The organism is Haloarcula sp. H-hyl6 (assembly GCF_056934455.1).
On the sequence record NZ_JBRIIK010000001.1, the window covers coordinates 654,321 to 670,468 of the forward strand.

Below are 16,148 nucleotides of genomic sequence, written 5' to 3' on the forward strand. Positions count from 1 at the left end.
GGTCCCGGTCAGTCCTGCGGTGACGGCCGGGGGGATTCCTCGCCGACGCCGAGCGTCTCCTCCACCTGCCAGTAGGTGAGGGCAAGCGCGAGGAGGGCGAGGACCGCCCCGACGGTGAAAGGCGTGCTGAACCCACCGAGGTTGAACAGGACGCCCGATGCGAGCGGTCCGACGGCGACGCCGAGGCCGAAGGCCATCGTCAGCACGGAGAGGGTCGTCCCGGACCCGCGCGCTCCCGCGAGGTCACCCGCCAGCGCCAGCGACGGCGCGAACACCAGTGCGACGGCGACGCCCTGTACGAACCGCGCGGCGAGCATCGACCACGGGTCGGTGACGACGCCCTGCGCGTAGACGGCCGGGACGAGGACGACGAACCCGGCGACGACGAACGGTCGCCGCCCGATTCTGTCGCTCGCGCGGCCGATGGGGACCTGCAAGAGGACGTTGGCGATGACGACGGCGGCGAACTGCACGCTGAACATGAACGTCGACTCGTCCAGTCGCATCCGAATCGGCCCTTCGAGCGTGGCGAACAGGGCGATGGTCGTCGCCATCAGGAACGTGCCGACGCCGAGGACGAACACCGAGTCCAACCCGTTCCCCTGCGGGTCCAAGACGGCGATGGAGAGGTCCTTCCCGGCCGCGTCCTCGGCCGTCGGCGGGTCCTCGATGAGCAGCGCCACGAGCGCGAAACTGACGACGGCCCCGAGGACGGCGACGGCGAACGCGGCGGTGAACCCCGAGAACGACAGCCCTCCGAGCGCGTAGGAGACGACGCCCTCGGCGTCGAGGCCGCCGGTGATGACGACGCCCGCGACGATGGGGCCGAACCCGAACCCGACGAGTCGGAAGGTGTTGAACACGCCGAAGTTGCCGCCCCGTTCGGCGTCGCTCTCGGCGTAGTCGTTGACCAGCGCGATGGTCGCCGGTATCGTGAACGCCGCGCCGACGCCCTGAAACGCCCGGGCCGCCAGCACCGTCCAGTACGACGTCAGGAAGGGGTAGGCGGCGCTCCCGACGGCGAAGAGGACCAGTCCCGTGAGCACGAACGCGCGGCGACGGCCTGTCCGGTCGGAGAGGCGGCCCGTCAGCGGTTGGCCGAAGGAGTTCAACAGGCCGAACAGCGAGAGCACCAGTCCGATGAGCGTCTCCTGGCGGAGGACGAACCCGAACAGTTCGGTGCCGGCGATGCCGGTCAGCGTCACCTGCCCGCTGGCGATGTAGAGGGGGAGGACGATGATGAGAAAGGAGTTGCCCAGCGCGTCGGCCATCCGAGCGAACGCCAGCGTCAGGATGCGCGAGTCGGTGCCGAGAACCATCTACCGCCCGGACGGACGGAAACCACCTGAGCGTTCCGTTCGTCGGGCGGCCACCAAAGATTCATGTGTCGAGTCGAAAGCGCCCCCTATGGGTTCGAACGAACGGTTGAGCGAGGAGGTCGTGGAGGCCGTCGCGGAGGCCGAGGGGGTCGACCCGAAAGAACTCACGGAGACGCTGTACCCCGCCATCGACGGCGACGCGTTGGACGCCATCTTCGGGCAAACGCGAGGTGCGGTCACCTTCGAGTACAACGGCTACGAGGTGACCGCGAGTAGCGACGGCACTATCTCGGTGCTCCCGCTCGAAGCGCCCTGACGATAGAGTCCGACTCAGGCGTCGTCGACGCTCTCGGCGAGCGTCGCGGCGATGCCCGTGTAGCCCGCCGGCGTCAGCGCGTCCAGGTCCGCACGCACCGACTCGCTCACGTCGAGGTCGGCGAACATCTCGCGGAAGTCCTCGATGGTCACGTCCCGGCCGCGCGTGGCCTTCTTGACCTGTTCGTAGGCGTCGTCGTGGCCCTCGCGGCGGAGGATTGTCTGGACCGCCTCGCCGATGATTTCCGGGGTGGCGTCGAGTTCGTCGCGCATCACCTGCTCGTTGGGGACCACTTTCGCCAGCCCGTTCTGGCACTTGCCGTAGCCGACCAGACAGTGGGCGAAGGCCGCGCCGACGTTGCGCTTGACCGTCGAGTCCGACAGGTCGCGCTGGAGGCGGGAGTTGGTGACGTAGTCCCCGAGGAACACGAGGTCGGAGTTGGCCTTCGAGAGGTTCCCCTCGCTGTTCTCGAAGTCTATCGGATTGACCTTGTGGGGCATCGTCGAGGACCCAGTCTCGCCCTCGACGGCCTCCTGTCCGAGGTAGCGGTCCGAGACGTACAGCCACATGTCGAGGTCCATGTCCAACAGGACGTTGTTCGCGCCCCGCAGGGCGTCGAAGAGGACTTCGAGGTCGTCACACGGGTTGACCTGCGTCGTCAGCGGTTCGTGGTCCAGACCGAGCGACGCGACGAACGACTCGGCGAAGGCGCGCCAGTCCACGTCCGGGTAGGCCACGTGGTGGGCGGCGTAGGTTCCCGACGCGCCGGCGAGTTTCCCCGAGAGGTCGGCGGCGGCGCGTTCGACCCGCGCGATGGCCCGCCCGAGACGGGAGGCGTAGACGGCCATCTCCTTGCCGAACGTCGTCGGCGTCGCCGGTTGGCCGTGGGTGCGAGCCAGCATCGGCACGTCGCCGTACTCGTGGGCCATCTCGACCAGCGCGTCCCGAATCTCGCGCAGTTCCGGCACCAGCACCCCCTCGGCGGCCGGTTTCACGAGCAGGCGGTGCGCGAGGTTGTTCACGTCCTCGCTGGTCAGGCCGAAGTGAATCCAGTTGTCGGCGTCCAGTCCCTCGGGCATGCCCAGACGGACGAAGTACTCGATGGCCTTCACGTCGTGGTTCGTGGCGGCGTACTCGCCGTACCCCTCGGTCTCCAGTCGCTTGACGACGGACGCGTCCTCGTCGTCGAACTCCTCGTAGAGTGCGCGCAGGGTCGCTCGCTGGTCGGCGTCGACGTCGAGCGGTGTGGCCTCCAAGTCGGCGAGCGCCAGCAGGTATTCGACTTCGACTTCGACGCGAGCGCGCATCAGCGCCCGCTCGCTTGCGTACGGAACGAGCGGTTCGGTGTAGCGGGCGTACCGCCCGTCGAGCGGCGACACGGCGGCGAGTGGCCCTCTGTCGGTCATGCTCGACCCTCCGAGGGAGGCCCGAAAAAGCGTGTCGCTCTGCCCCTACGCGTTCGTCGCCCGTTCGTAGTGGTGCCGATAGCGCCGGACTTTCCGGTAGAGCAGGTACCCCACGGCGGCGTCGAAGGCGACGACGAACCCGACGAAGATGAGCGTGTTCCACGGGACGAGTTCCGGGAGGTACGTCACCGACGTATTGTAGACAGCGTGGATGAGCGCCGCGACGACGATGCCCTTCACGACGATGGGGCCGGCATTGTCGCTGTTGAACTTCGCCAGCCCGAGGTAGTACCCCGCGAACGCCGAGTAGAGGACGTGGCCCGGGCCGACGAACGCACGGCTGGTCGCCGTCTGGAGCGCCGCCACGATGGGGTCGCCGCTCTGGGCCGACGCGGCCTGCGTGTACCCCTGCGAGATGTACAGTGCGTTCTCGATGGTGGCGAACCCGAGACCGGCCACGGCACCGTACACGACGCCGTCGACGACGGCGTCGATGGTGTCGAACCCGCCGACGCGGACGGCGAGCCACTTCACCGTCTCCTCGATGGGGCCGACGACGACGAAGAAGAACAGGGCCATCCCCACGACGGGGACGATGGTGAACAGCGGTTGGAGCAGGGTGTTGACCAGCGCGGCGATGCTGGCGAAGAGGATTGCGAGGACGAACGTGATGGCGAGCGGTTCGAGCGGTTCCCGCATCGTCGGGTCGCCGTACCAGAGGTAGCCGACGATAGCCAGCGCGGGAATCGCCGACAGAGCCGCCAGAACGCCGAGTTCTGGCTGGCGAATCGCGAGCAGGATGGTCGCCGCTAGCTGGGCGACGAACAGCAGGACGGCGAGCGCGATGAGCAGCCAGCGTCTGGAGGCGTGTAACACCCCGTAGAGGCGGGTCGAGAACCGGTCGAGTGCGCTACGCTGGTCCCACTCGGCGACGTCGTAGAGGTCCGTCGACCCGGAGAGTGCTGCCGCGACCGGGTCCGTATCGTCGTCTGACACGTGAGACACGTCTCGAGGTAGCCACCTGAGGCTTTCGGCAGTGGGACCCCGAGCGGCAGGTAGCCCGGTATGTCTGGCTCGGCGCCTGGGTACGTTTTCGAGGAGCGCTCCCGCCGGTCAGACCCGCGCCACTGCTCGCGGCTCACTCCGCTCGCCGCTGCGCTTTTTCGAGGGCCGCTCCCGTCGGTCGCGCCCCTCGCTATCCCAACCAGCCGTAGTCGGCCTCCGCGTCGCCGAACCGCCCGTCCGGCGGGTCGTAGCGGTAGAGGTCCTGACCGAGCGCGAGCCACGCCACCCCGTACGGGAGGGCGGCCCACGGCGAGAGTTCGAAGCCGAGGAACGCGACGGTGCCCACGGCGAGCGACACGCCGAGCCACGGCGGCTGGACGCGAGTCCTGACGAGGCCGACGCTGGTGAGCAGTGACCCCCCCACGAGTACGAGGACGCCCAGTCCGACGACTATCTCGCCGTCGCCGGTGAGCACCCGGAGCAGTTGGCCGGCACCGAAGACCACGCCGCCCGCGACGCCGAGCCACGCCCCGCCCGTCCCGGGTCGCTTCATGCGGGCTCCGTGGAAGCTCTCGACGGCGTAGTGGCCGGCGACGACGCCGAGCGCCGAGACGGCGACGGCGGCCAGAACCGCGTCGCTCTCCCGTCCCGTCAGACCGAGTGCCACGGCCCACCCCATCCAGAGAAGTCCACCGACGGCGGCGACGGCCCCGGCACGCTGACACCGTAGCTTCGACATATCGGCGAGTGGTCGGGCCGGCTACAAAGGGACATCGACACACCGACGCGCCGGGCCGTGTGCCAGCGTCCCCCGTGACCGAGGTGTGCACACGCTCAGCGCTCGTTTCGCAACTACTTTGCACGGCCCCACCACCCACTCAGGTATGAAACTCGCCGGTATGGCCAGCAACCGTGGCCGGAACCTCATGAACATCGCCGACCGCGCTCCGGGCGGGGCGGAGTTCGCCGTCGTGTTGACGAACGACGCCGACGCGCCCGTGCTGGAGGCCGCCGCCGAACGCGGCATCCCGACGGAAGTCGTCGAGCGCGGCGAGGGCGAGGCCCGCGAGGCCCACGAAGAGCGGGTCCTCGACGCCCTCTCGGAGTACGACTTCGACCTCGTGACCCTCGACGGGTACATGCGGATACTCACCGAGGCGTTTCTGGAGGAAGCGCCGACGACGCTGAACGTCCACCCATCGCTCCTGCCGAACTTCGCCGGGGACGACGCCCACCGGCAAGTGCTGGAGTCGGGCGTGAAAATCACGGGCTGTACGGTCCACGTCGTCGACGAGACAGTGGACGGCGGCCCCATCGTCACACAGGAACCCATCCCCGTCTTCGAGGGCGACGAGAAGGACGACCTGAAGGAGCGCGTCCTCTACGAGGGGGAGTTCACGGCCTACCCCCGCGTCGTCAAGTGGTTCGCCGAGGGCCGCGTCGACGTCGACTGGGAGTCGGGGACCGTCGCCGTCGAGGGCGACGAGGGCGGGGCCTTCCCCGCACGCCGTCTGGTCTCCGACGACCGGGCGGCCGACCTCCGCTACGGGGAGAACCCCCATCAGGACGCCGCGCTGTACGCCGACACCACCGTCTCCGAGGCCAGCGTCGTCCACGCCGACCAGTTGAACGAGGGTGCCAAGGCGCTGTCGTACAACAACTACAACGACGCCGACGGCGCGCTCAACCTCATCAAGGAGTTCGAGGAACCGGCCGCCGCCGTCATCAAGCACACCAACCCCGCCGGGTGTGCGACGGCCGACGACCTCGCCGACGCCTACCAGAAGGCGCTCTCGACGGACCCGATGAGCGCCTTCGGCGGTATCGTCGCGCTGAACCGCGAGTGCGACGCCGCCACCGCCGAGCAGATTATCGACTCGTTCAAGGAGGTCGTCGTCGCGCCGAGTTACACCGACGCCGCGCTTGACGTCCTCTGCCAGAAAGAGAACCTCCGAGTGCTGGACGTCAACGACAACTTCGAGGTCACCGACACGCTAACCGAGAAGCCCCTCGTCGGCGGCCGCCTCGTGCAGGAACGGGACACCCAGCACCTGACCGCCGACGACCTCGAAGTCGTCACGGAGCGTGAACCGACCGACGAGCAGATAGAGTCGATGCTGTTCGCGTGGCACACGCTGAAACACGTCAAGTCCAACGGCATCCTCTTCGCGCAAGGCACCGAGACGGTCGGCATCGGCATGGGACAGGTCTCCCGCGTCGACGCTGTCCGCCTCGCCGCGATGAAGGCCGAGGAACACGCGGAGGGCAAGGACTCCGAGGGGGCCGTGATGGCTTCTGACGCGTTCTTCCCGTTCCCGGACGGCATCGAGGAAGCCGCCGAGGCCGGCATCGAGGCGGTCATCCAGCCCGGCGGGTCGAAGAACGACGAGAGCGTCGTCGAAGCCGCCGACGAACACGGTATGACGATGGTGTTCACCGGCCAGCGCTCCTTCCGGCACGACTGAGCGCCGGCGAACGGGCGTCCGAACCGTCTCGCCGAAACCAGTCCCGAAAGACGCTTCACGAGCGACGGCGAACCGAGCGGCGATGTCGAGCGACTCAGACAGAGAAGCCGCCGTCCGCGACGCCGTCGACGTCTCACAGAGCGGGGCACCCGCGGGTGGTCACACCATCCGAGACCGGTTCTCCGCCGACGAGATTTTCCAGCGTATCGTCGTCGCCGCTGACGAGGAAATCTCGTCCAGTACTCGCGAGTTGGTGTTCAGCGGCCTGGCCGCCGGGTTCGCCATCACCGTTACGTTCCTGCTGTACGCGTCGCTGTACGCGTCCACCGACGGCGACCCAGTCCTGAGTGCGCTCCTGTACCCGCTCGGGTTCGTCTTCATCATCCTCGGGGACTACCAACTCTACACCGAGAACACGTTGCCGCCCGTGGCGCTGACGCTGGAGCGACTCGCGAGTCTGCCGGCCCTGATGCGTATCTGGGGGGTCGTTCTCGCCGCCAACCTCGCGGGCGGGTTGCTCGGTGCGCTCGCGCTCTCCTCTACCGGCGTGCTCTCACCGGCGGCGGCCACGGCGGCCGAAGGGTTCGCACAGAAGGCCATCGAGACGCCGTGGTGGACGCTGTTCTCGAAGGCGGTGTTCGCCGGTCTCATCGTCGCCGGCGTCGTCTGGGTGGACTACTCGCTCCGTGACAGCGTCTCACGGCTGGTGCTCGTCTACATCTCCTTCCTCGCAATCCCGTTCGGGAACCTCTACCACGTCGTCGTCTCTGCGACCGAGATGCTGTATCTCGTCTTCAACGGCGAACTCGCGCTCGCCGTCGGCGTCTCGCAGTTCGTCCTCCCGGTCCTGTTGGGCAACTCCATCGGCGGGGTGGTGCTGGTCACCGTCGTCAACTACTTCCAGACCACCGAACGTCGCTTAGAGACGGCCCGAGAGAAGGGGCAGAAGCGTCAGCTGACGGTGAGAGAGTGGGTCCTCGGCCCGCTCTCCGAGTCGGGTCGCTCCTACGTCCCCGTCAACGGGCACGACCGGGACCGATGACCAAAGCCATTTGACGTGACTCTGAGTACGTGAGGGTGTGAGCTGGGTCTCCGAAAACCGCCACTGGGTGCTGTTCGCCGGCGTCGTCCTGACGACGCTCGGTGCCGTCGGCGTGGCCGTCGTCGGCGTCGTCGCCACCCTGTCGACGCTCGTGACCGGCGGCCCGATTCTGGGCACCGTCGCCGCGTGGGTCCTCGGCACGCTCGTCCTCGGCGGTCTCGACGTGGTCTTCGCCGTCGCACTCGCCTCGGAACTTGCCAGCAGGGCGTCCCTGCCCAAAAGTCAGCGGGCCGCAGACGTCCTCCACCGGCTGGAATCGCTCCTGCCGCCGTTCGCCGCTCTCGGACTCGGCGACCGGTTCGAACCGAGCGTCGAGGACCGGCAGGCCGAACTGACCGAGCGGTACGTCGAAGGCGACATCTCGGAGGCGGAACTCGAAGCGGAGCTACAGACGCTACTGGACGAGGCCGAGCGGTCAGAGGCACCCCCCGACGGGGCGACTCGACGGCCCGATGGAGACCCACCGGGCGAGGTCACCGAATCCGACCGCGAAGTGGAGACGGAGACGTAGGAGTCAGTCGCCCGCTATCCGGTGGCCTGCGCCGTACGCCGCCGACGATTGGTCGAAATGCAGGCCGCCCTCCGGCACGCCCCACCACTGGACGTCGAACGTGACGGCGTCACCGTGCGAACTCGTCTCCGCCACCGCGACGTACCCCGTGTCCGCGCCGAAGCGGCGGCCGATACCCCGAATCAAACCCCGTTCGAGGGCGGCGGGGTACGGCGTGGTACAGGTGAGTCGGCCCTCGCGGTCACCCGTCGGCGTGAACTCGTAGCCGCCAGCGTCGCCGCCGCGGTGGTGGGTCCCGTGGACGGCGTCGAGGGCCGCCAACGCGTCACCGACGCAATCGACGCCCGCTGGCCAGTCGAGAGTCGACGCCATCGTCGCGCCGATGCGCTCGACGACGTTGTGTCCGGTCGTCGCGAGCAACTCGTCGTAGACGCCGCGGTAGGCGTCGAGCGGATACCACTCCTCGGGGTCAGGGTCGGGGATACCGTTGCGCTCCAGCAACGCCAGCGTCCGTCCCTCGAAGTTCCCGCAGGTGCGAGTGACGCCTTCGAGAACGCTCTGTACGACCACACCGGAGACCTCGGCACCTGTGGCGACGGACTGCGGCGACGTGTGCATGCGACGCTGTAGTCGGGCACGGCGCATCGGAGCGGTACCTAACGAGTTTGGGAGCGTTACAGCCACGGTAACGGGTCGTACTGAACCTGCGAATGGGCATCCACCGTCGAGCGACCGGGACCCTGCCGTCCGTCGTGCGGTTTTAAACGTCGGCCGGCCGTCGGAGTACGTATGGGCGACTACACCTTCCTCCGGGTCGACGTCGACGCCGGCGTCGTCGCGAGAGTGCTCGACGCGGTACCGGGCGTCGCCGTCGTCGACGACGTCGAACCGTCGGCGACGGACTCGGACGGTCCGAGTGCGGACGACGGGCCACCGGACGTCGGGTCGAGAGCGGACGCCGACCGCTTCGAGGCGGCGGAGACGACGTACTGCGGCACGGAAACCGACTCCGAGGCCGACGACGATGCCTCTGCGCCCCGGGAATGGGGACTGCTCGGCGTCGGCGTCTCGTTCGTGCTGTTGGGGCTAGCGACCGTCGGCATCTGGTGGTACCGCCGGCGCGACGGCGGGGGCGAGGAGACGGCCGAGACGCCGCCGCCGGCCACCGACAGCGGGGGCGTCGCTTCGGACCCCTTCGACCGACCCGGTGCCATCGGTGGGTCGACCGGCGAGACGAGCGAGGCGACCGAACCCGAAGACGAACCGCGCGCAGGCGGAGAGACGCCGGACCCCGACGACCGGGACGCCGACGACGCCGCCTCCACGGTCCTCGGCGAGGGCGAAGAGGCAGAGACCGGAGAACCGCGCGGCCGCACCGAAGACAGGTCGGGCGTGGAGTGGGCACCGAAAGCCGTGAGCGAACGGCGAGCGGACTCGACCGAGGACGAGACCGAGACCACGGCCGACGAGGCGGAGACGACGCCCTCGGCGGGGGCTGGTGGCGTCGACGTGGCACCGTTGCTCGGCGTCGCCTTCCTCGCGGTGAGCGGCGCCGTCGTCCGCTGGGTGCGGGGCCGAGACGCCGACGAGCGGTAGGTCCGACAGGCTAAAGCGCGCGGCTCCGGTTACTCCGGGCATGGAGTTCCACGAGGCCGCGAACTTCCTCTTCGAGTTGCGCCGGTTCGCGTCGCGACCCGGCACCGACGCCACGCGGGGCCTGTTGTCCGCCGTCGAGGACCCACACGAGGACCTCCGCTGTGTCCAGATTGCCGGCTCCAACGGGAAGGGGTCGACCGCTCGGATGGTCGAGCGTACCCTCCGGGAGGCCGGACTGGACGTCGGCCTCTACACCTCGCCGCACTTGGACGACGTGCGCGAGCGCATCCGCATCAACGGCCGGAAAGTGTCCGAGGCGTCCCTCGTCGAGTTCGTCGAGGCAGTCGAACCGTACGTCACCGAGCGGGGCGCAGAGAACGACTCGCCGACCTTCTTCGAGACGCTGACCGCCTTCGCCCTCTGGGAGTTCGACCGACGGGACGTCGACGTCGCGGTGCTGGAAGTCGGTATCGGCGGGCGCTACGACGCCACGAGCGTCGTCGACCCAGTCGCCAGCGCGGTGACCTCCGTGACGCTCGAACACACGGACGTCCTCGGGGACACCGTCGCGGAGATAGCCACCGACAAGGCCCACGTCGCTCCCGACGACGCGCCGCTGGTCACCGGGACGACGGGGGACGCCCTCGCGGCGGTCCGCGAACAGGCCGGCGACGTGGTGACCGTCGGCCACGACGCGGACGACGACGTGACGGTGAGCTACGGCGGCCGCGACGGCCTCGAAGGGGCGGTGGCCGTCGACGGCCCGGACTGGCACGTCGACACCCACATCCCCCTACTGGGCGAGCATCAGGCCCACAACGCGGGCATCGCGGCGACGCTGGTCCGACAGGTCGCGGACGTGGCGCAGGCGGACCTCGAACGCGGCCTGCGGAACGCCCACTGGCCCGGTCGCTTCGAGGTGATGGGCGAGACACCGCTGGTCGTCCTCGACGGGGCGCACAACCCCGGCGGCCTCATACGCACCGTCGAGACGCTCGACTCGTTCGACTACGACGACCTGCACGTCGTCGTCGGCGCGATGGTCGACAAGGACCACGCGGGCGCGGCCGAGGCGCTGGCCGTCGCCGACCACGTCGTCGCCTGCGAACCGGACGTGGACCGCGCCGAGAGTCCGGCCGTCGTCGCCGAGGCGTTCCGGTCGGCCACCGACGCCGACGTGGAGACGCGACACGATGTGGCCGGTGCGCTCGGGATGGCGCTCGACGCGGCCGGCGAGGACGACGCCGTCCTCGTCACCGGGTCGCTCTACGCGGTTCGGGAGGCCCGCACGCGCTGGGCCCGCACGATGGTCCCGAAACGCGTGGAGTCCATCGCGGAGTCCCGTGAGACCATCGAGGCCGCCCACGTCACCGACGCGGGCGCGTGGCGGATGCGGGGGAAAGGCGTCCACCGCGTCCTGAAGACGCGCGTCCAGCCGCGACAGGCCCAGTACCTGAAGGAGGAACTGCTGTCGCTCGGCGGCGAGTGTGCCATCTCCGGCCTCAACGACCAGGACGAGGAACGCCTGAACGTCGTCACGATGGCGACGATGGCCCAGTACCGCCGACTGGCCGACAAACTCGACGGCCAGCCCTACGGCCTCTCGACGTTCGCCGACGAACTGCGTGCGGCGCTGGACATCCAGCAACCCGACGACGGGGGCCGGGGCTACCCGTGGGAGGACGGCACCGCGGTCATGGGCATCCTCAACGTCACGCCGGACTCGTTCCACGACGGCGGGGAGTACAACGCCGTCGAGGACGCCGTCGCCCGCGCCGACCAGATGATAGCCGACGGCGCTGACATCCTCGACGTCGGCGGCGAGTCGACCCGCCCGGGCGCGGACGTCGTGCCGGTCGAAGAGGAGAAAGCGCGAGTCGTCCCCGTCGTCGAAGCCCTCGCCGACCGCGACGTGGCCGTCTCCGTCGACACCCGGAAGGCCGAGGTGGCGCGTGCGGCACTCGACGCCGGCGCGGACGTCCTCAACGACGTCTCGGGTCTCGAAGACCCGGAGATGCGACTGGTCGCCGCCGAGTACGACGTGCCCGTCGTCGTGATGCACTCCATCGAGACGCCGGTGGACCCCGACAGCGACATCCACTACGACGACGTCGTCGAGGACTGCATCGACCAGTTGACCGAACGGGTGTTGCTGGCCGAGAAGGCCGGACTGGACCGCGAGCAGATTCTCGTCGACCCCGGCATCGGGTTCGGGAAGTCTGCCGCCGAGAGCTTCGAACTGCTGGACCGACTGGAGGAGTTCCGGGCGCTGGGGTGTCCGATTCTGGTCGGGCACTCCCACAAGTCGCTGTTCGGCCTCGTCGGCGAGGACCCGGGCGACTGTCTGGAGGCGACCATCGCGGGGACGACGCTCGCGGCCGAACGCGGCGCCGACGTGGTGCGGGTCCACGACGTGGCCGAGAACGCCGCCGCCGTCGACGTCGCCGAGGCGACCCGGGACCCCGGGGCGTTCGACCCTAACTGAACCCCACCACGAGGTCGCAGTTCGCGCAGTGCCAGAGCGTCACCGTCTGTTCACCGGCGATTGTCACCGTCCCGTCGTCGTCGACTTCGAGTCGATGGACGCGTCGCCCCGCCCCGAGGTCGTCCGCGCGTTCGACCTGCGCGCCGCAGTCGGGGCAGGTCATGGCGGGCCCCATACCCCACGTATGTCTCGGAGTACCATAGCCTCATCTTCAGTTCGTTGAGATGCCCGGCCGAGGACGGACGGTAGTGTGCCAACGACCACCACCCAGTCAGAAGACACTTTGCGGCCGCCGCTGGAGCGCAGGCATGGACCAGCGAGAGGTCGTCCGGACGGGGTATGACGAGATGGGGGAGACCTACACCGCCGAACGGGAGGACGCGGGGCGCGACCGCGACCTCGTGGCGTCGCTGGCGTCGAGACTCGCGGACGGCAGTCGAGTGTTGGACGCTGGGTGCGGTAGCGGGACGCCGGGGAGCAACAGTCTCGCGGCGACCCACGACGTGGTCGGCCTCGACATCTCGCGGGGGCAGTTGCGCGCCGCCGCCGAGCGAGGGCCAGTGACGAGACTCGTACAGGGCGACCTCGCCACCCTCCCCTTCGCGGCGTCGACGTTCGACGCCGTCGTCTCCTTCCACGCCGTCATCCACGTCCCCCGAGCGGAGCACGGGACCGTCTTCGAGGAGTTCGAGCGCGTCCTCCGGTCGGACGGGGCGTTGCTCGCCGCCGTCGGGGCCGGCGCGTGGGCCGGCGAGAACGACGACTGGTTGGACTCCGGCGAGCGGATGGCGTGGAGTTTCCACGGTGCCGACCGGAACCGCGACCTACTGGAGAACGCGGGCTTCGACGTGCGCGCCGTCGAGGAGGTGCCCACCGAATCCGGCGGGCGGTGGGCCATAGTGCGGGCGCGGGCCTAGTCCTCCGCGGTCGGCGGGTCGACCGCTTCGGCCTCCGTCTCGTTCACCCGGATGCCCTTCGAGGCGAGGTGGCGCATCTGCCGGCGGACGAAGTCCTCCTCGGTGGTGCCGCGCGTGGCGAGGACGACCATCCGCGCGTCGCCGGCGGGCCGCATCGTCCGCCCGGCGCGCTGCGCGCCCTGTCGCCGGGACCCGCCTAGCCCCGACGCGACGATGGCGAGTTCGGCGTCGGGCAGGTCGATGCCCTCGTCGCCGACGCGGGAGACGACCAGCGTGTCTCGCTCGCTCCGGCGGAACTCGTCGAACAGTCGCTCTCGCTGGGCGTGGGGCGTCTCCCCGCTGATGAAGGGTGCGTCGATGGCCTCGCTGATGGCCTCGCCCTGTTCGAGGTACTCGACGAACACCAGCGCCTTCGCCGCGGGGTGTTCGGCGAGCGTGTAGCGAATCTCCTCGACTTTGCCGGTGTTGTTGGCCGCGGCCTGTCGCCGGTCGTGGCCCGACGTGGCGGCGTACTCGGAGCGCTCGCCGTCCTCGCCCCACGGGACGAGGCGAATCTCGACTTCGGGTTCGGCGACGTACCCCTCGTCGAACAGTTTCCCCCAGTCCGTGCCGATGGGCGGGCCGACGAGCGTGAAAATCTCCTCCTCGTCGTCGCTCTCGCGGGTGGGCGTCGCCGTCAGCCCGAGGCGGTGTTTGGTCTGCAAATCGGCGCTCCGGCGGTGGATGGGACTGGGGACGTGGTGGACCTCGTCGTAGACGATGAGCCCCCACTTTCGCTGGTCGAACAGTTTCCGGTGGCGGTCCATCCCGGCCGTTCGGTAGGTGGCGATAGTGACCGGTCGAATCTCCTTCGTGCCGCCGTGGTACTCGCCGACGTCGGCGTCGGTCAGCGAAGTGTGGCGGACCAACTCGTCGTGCCACTGGGTTGCGAGTTCGCGCGAGGGGACCAGAATCAGCGTCTCGCCGCCGATGGCGGCCATCGTCCCCATCGCCGCCACCGTCTTCCCCGACCCCGGCGGGCCGACGAACACGCCGGACCCCTGCTCGGTGAACCGCTCGACCCAGTCGGCCTGATAGTCCCGCAGGCGAAGCAGGAGGTCCATCTCCAAGGCGTCGCCCTCCTCCAGTTCCCGGTCGTCGCGGACCGGATAACCCGCTTCGTACAGCGTGCGCTTGACCTCGGCGGTGGCGTCCTCGTTGACCCACGCCTCCGAGTCCGAGATGGGTGCCCGCAGGGTGTCCTCGGCGAGTTTCTGCCGGGCGACGTTGCCCATCAGGTCGTCGCTCTCCGCTTCGAGGACGACGTAGCCGTCCTCGTGGGTGTAGAGGCGGAACTTGCGGGCGCGTTCCCACTGACTCGTCACCCACTCTTCGAGGTGGGGCGACCGCTCGCCGAGGACGTCCCGCATCGTCCCGAGCAGTCCCTCCAGCGACTCGTGGGGGGCGGCCCAGACGTCGGCCTCCCGAATCTCGTAGACGTAGCCGCCCGAGCGGTTGGAGTCTTGTAGGCGTGCGAACTGCGAGAGTTGCGCCCGGGTGAACTGGTCGGGGTGTTCCACCACGACTTCCCGGCGGTCCGGGAAGAGGACGACCCGTTCGCGGTCAGTCACCTCGGCGACGTCGGTGGGGTACCAGATGGACTCGACGTCCGTCACGTCCTGTCGCTGAATCGCTCCTTCGGCCGCGAGGGCTTCAAGCGCCTCGCGGGCCTCGTCGGGGGTCAGGTCGGTCTTGCGGGAGAGTTCGGTCGCGGTCAGATGTGGCCGACCGACGGCGTCGATGGCGTCGTACACCGCGTCGAGTTCGACGGCGGGGTCGGTGGCCTCGTCCTCGTCGGCTGACTCCTCTGCTGTCACTACACAGGTGAACGGGCGGGAGCGGCAAACGGGTTTCGTCTGGGCGGTGACACACTCGCCGCGTACTCAGAACAGGCCGTGTTCGTCCACGACGCGGTCGTACAGCGCCTCGTACGCCTCGCGGACCGCCGCGTGGTCGAACTCGGCCAGCGACTCGTCGACGGTCCGGCGCTCCATGCCCGCCGACTGGACTATCTTGTCGGCTATCTCTTGCGGGTTCGTCACTCGGAAGGCTCGGTCGCGCTGTTCGACGAGTTCGTGGGCGCTCGACCCGGCCTGATACTCCACGATACCGATACACCCGGCCGCGAGCGCCCAGAGGAGGTCCGTGGCGAAGTGTTCGCGGAACGCCGTCTGGACGAACACCTGCGCGCCCTTGTAGATGGAGACGCGCCGCTCCAAGTCGCACGCGCCCGCGAACGCCACCCGGTCGTCGATGCGGAGGTCCGCGGCCTCCTGCTCGTAGTCGTCTCGCAGGGGGCCGTCGCCGACGATGGTCGCCGACCAGTCCTTCTGGCGGAGTTCCGCCAGCGCCAGAAACAGCGACTCCATGTTCGCGCTCTCGTCTAACGGGTGGGCGTACACCACGTCCACCTCGTCGGCCGGGTCCGCTTCGCGAACGAGGTCCATGTCGATGCTCTCTGGAATCACGGCCGTCCGGTCGTCCGGCGCGCCGGCCTCCCAGAGGCGCGTCTGAACGAGTTCCGAGGGGACGACGAACTGGTCGGGCGAGCGGAGCGCCCAGTCGGTCCGGCGTCCGTCCGGAGGCGAGTCGTCGCCGTACCACTCGGTGAGAAGCGGTGCGCGGGACAGCGTCGCACCGAGACTCGCCGCGAGCGTCACGGCGGGCGGCGTCAACACCGAGTGGACCACGTCCGGCCGGTAGTTCGCCAGCAGTGCGGGCAGGCGCGTACAGAACGAGGGGACGGTCGGTGAGACGGTGACCGCCCTGTAGGTGACGCCCTCGGGCGCGAAGCGCTTGTCGAACCCGCCCCACCACTGCGAGCAGAACACCGACACCTCGTGGCCGGCGTCCGCGAGTTCGGTCGCGACCCGTTCGACGCGGCGGCGTTCCTCGGTGTCCCGGTAGTGACTCGTCTCCATGGCGACGACCGCGACACGCATATTCGTGGACTCGACGGGGGTTCTCAAAAATCCACCCGTTCGCCA

Annotated in this window: 15 protein-coding genes; 7 read left to right on the forward strand and 8 right to left on the reverse strand. The window is 69.1% G+C overall.

Annotated elements, in window-relative coordinates; genetic code table 11:
- Positions 1-8 precede the first annotated feature (8 nt).
- Entirely contained in the window at positions 9-1,319 is a 1,311-nt protein-coding gene (locus Hhyl6_RS03440) for an MFS transporter (protein ID WP_483737826.1), read from the reverse strand.
- An 88-nt stretch (positions 1,320-1,407) separates the two neighbouring features.
- Here Hhyl6_RS03440 and Hhyl6_RS03445 point away from each other — a divergent pair, with 88 nt between their 5' ends.
- A complete protein-coding gene (locus Hhyl6_RS03445) occupies positions 1,408-1,635 on the forward strand; it encodes a HalOD1 output domain-containing protein (protein ID WP_483737827.1) in 228 nt (75 codons plus the stop codon).
- A 14-nt stretch (positions 1,636-1,649) separates the two neighbouring features.
- On the opposite strand, the gene purB is transcribed toward Hhyl6_RS03445, so the two are convergent.
- The 3 genes from purB to Hhyl6_RS03460 all read right to left on the reverse strand — a co-directional run bounded on the left by purB (position 1,650) and on the right by Hhyl6_RS03460 (position 4,785).
- Entirely contained in the window at positions 1,650-3,041 is a 1,392-nt protein-coding gene (gene purB, locus Hhyl6_RS03450) for an adenylosuccinate lyase (protein WP_483737828.1), read from the reverse strand.
- A gap of 45 nt (positions 3,042-3,086) precedes the next feature.
- Positions 3,087-4,037, reverse strand: coding sequence for a PrsW family intramembrane metalloprotease (locus Hhyl6_RS03455; protein WP_483737829.1), 951 nt, complete (start codon positions 4,035-4,037; stop codon positions 3,087-3,089).
- A 199-nt stretch (positions 4,038-4,236) separates the two neighbouring features.
- A complete protein-coding gene (locus Hhyl6_RS03460) occupies positions 4,237-4,785 on the reverse strand; it encodes a hypothetical protein (RefSeq protein ID WP_483737830.1) in 549 nt (182 codons plus the stop codon).
- A gap of 145 nt (positions 4,786-4,930) precedes the next feature.
- Here Hhyl6_RS03460 and purH point away from each other — a divergent pair, with 145 nt between their 5' ends.
- From purH to Hhyl6_RS03475, 3 genes are all read left to right on the forward strand, one after another.
- Entirely contained in the window at positions 4,931-6,511 is a 1,581-nt protein-coding gene (gene purH, locus Hhyl6_RS03465; protein ID WP_483737831.1) for a bifunctional phosphoribosylaminoimidazolecarboxamide formyltransferase/IMP cyclohydrolase, read from the forward strand.
- 82 nt (positions 6,512-6,593) lie between these two features.
- Positions 6,594-7,553 (forward strand): formate/nitrite transporter family protein, encoded by a 960-nt coding sequence (locus Hhyl6_RS03470; RefSeq protein WP_483737832.1) that lies wholly within the window; start codon positions 6,594-6,596, stop codon positions 7,551-7,553.
- A 37-nt stretch (positions 7,554-7,590) separates the two neighbouring features.
- Positions 7,591-8,124, forward strand: coding sequence for a hypothetical protein (locus tag Hhyl6_RS03475; RefSeq protein WP_483737833.1), 534 nt, complete (start codon positions 7,591-7,593; stop codon positions 8,122-8,124).
- A 3-nt stretch (positions 8,125-8,127) separates the two neighbouring features.
- Here the strand turns inward: Hhyl6_RS03475 and Hhyl6_RS03480 are convergent, their stop codons facing one another.
- Positions 8,128-8,742 carry a hypothetical protein gene (locus Hhyl6_RS03480; RefSeq protein WP_483737834.1) on the reverse strand — a complete coding sequence of 205 codons (615 nt, stop codon included), beginning with the start codon at positions 8,740-8,742 and terminating at the stop codon, positions 8,128-8,130.
- Positions 8,743-8,913: 171 nt separating this feature from the next.
- Here Hhyl6_RS03480 and Hhyl6_RS03485 point away from each other — a divergent pair, with 171 nt between their 5' ends.
- Positions 8,914-9,720 (forward strand): hypothetical protein, encoded by an 807-nt coding sequence (locus Hhyl6_RS03485; protein ID WP_483737835.1) that lies wholly within the window; start codon positions 8,914-8,916, stop codon positions 9,718-9,720.
- 40 nt (positions 9,721-9,760) lie between these two features.
- The gene (gene folP, locus Hhyl6_RS03490) at positions 9,761-12,205 is read left to right on the forward strand and encodes a dihydropteroate synthase (RefSeq protein ID WP_483737836.1); all 2,445 of its coding nucleotides are present in this window, start codon (positions 9,761-9,763) and stop codon (positions 12,203-12,205) included.
- On the opposite strand, the gene Hhyl6_RS03495 is transcribed toward folP, so the two are convergent.
- Positions 12,198-12,380 (reverse strand): hypothetical protein, encoded by a 183-nt coding sequence (locus tag Hhyl6_RS03495; protein ID WP_483737837.1) that lies wholly within the window; start codon positions 12,378-12,380, stop codon positions 12,198-12,200. The two genes, folP and Hhyl6_RS03495, sit on opposite strands and share 8 nt — an antisense overlap.
- Positions 12,381-12,513: 133 nt before the next feature.
- Here Hhyl6_RS03495 and Hhyl6_RS03500 point away from each other — a divergent pair, with 133 nt between their 5' ends.
- The gene (locus tag Hhyl6_RS03500) at positions 12,514-13,122 is read left to right on the forward strand and encodes a class I SAM-dependent methyltransferase (protein WP_483737838.1); all 609 of its coding nucleotides are present in this window, start codon (positions 12,514-12,516) and stop codon (positions 13,120-13,122) included.
- Here the strand turns inward: Hhyl6_RS03500 and Hhyl6_RS03505 are convergent.
- Together Hhyl6_RS03505 and Hhyl6_RS03510 are read right to left on the reverse strand one after the other, a co-directional pair.
- Entirely contained in the window at positions 13,119-14,978 is a 1,860-nt protein-coding gene (locus tag Hhyl6_RS03505; protein ID WP_483737839.1) for a DEAD/DEAH box helicase, read from the reverse strand. The two genes, Hhyl6_RS03500 and Hhyl6_RS03505, sit on opposite strands and share 4 nt — an antisense overlap.
- A 66-nt stretch (positions 14,979-15,044) precedes the next feature.
- A complete protein-coding gene (locus tag Hhyl6_RS03510; RefSeq protein WP_483737840.1) occupies positions 15,045-16,103 on the reverse strand; it encodes a glycosyltransferase family 4 protein in 1,059 nt (352 codons plus the stop codon).
- Between the last annotated feature and the right edge of the window lie 45 nt (positions 16,104-16,148).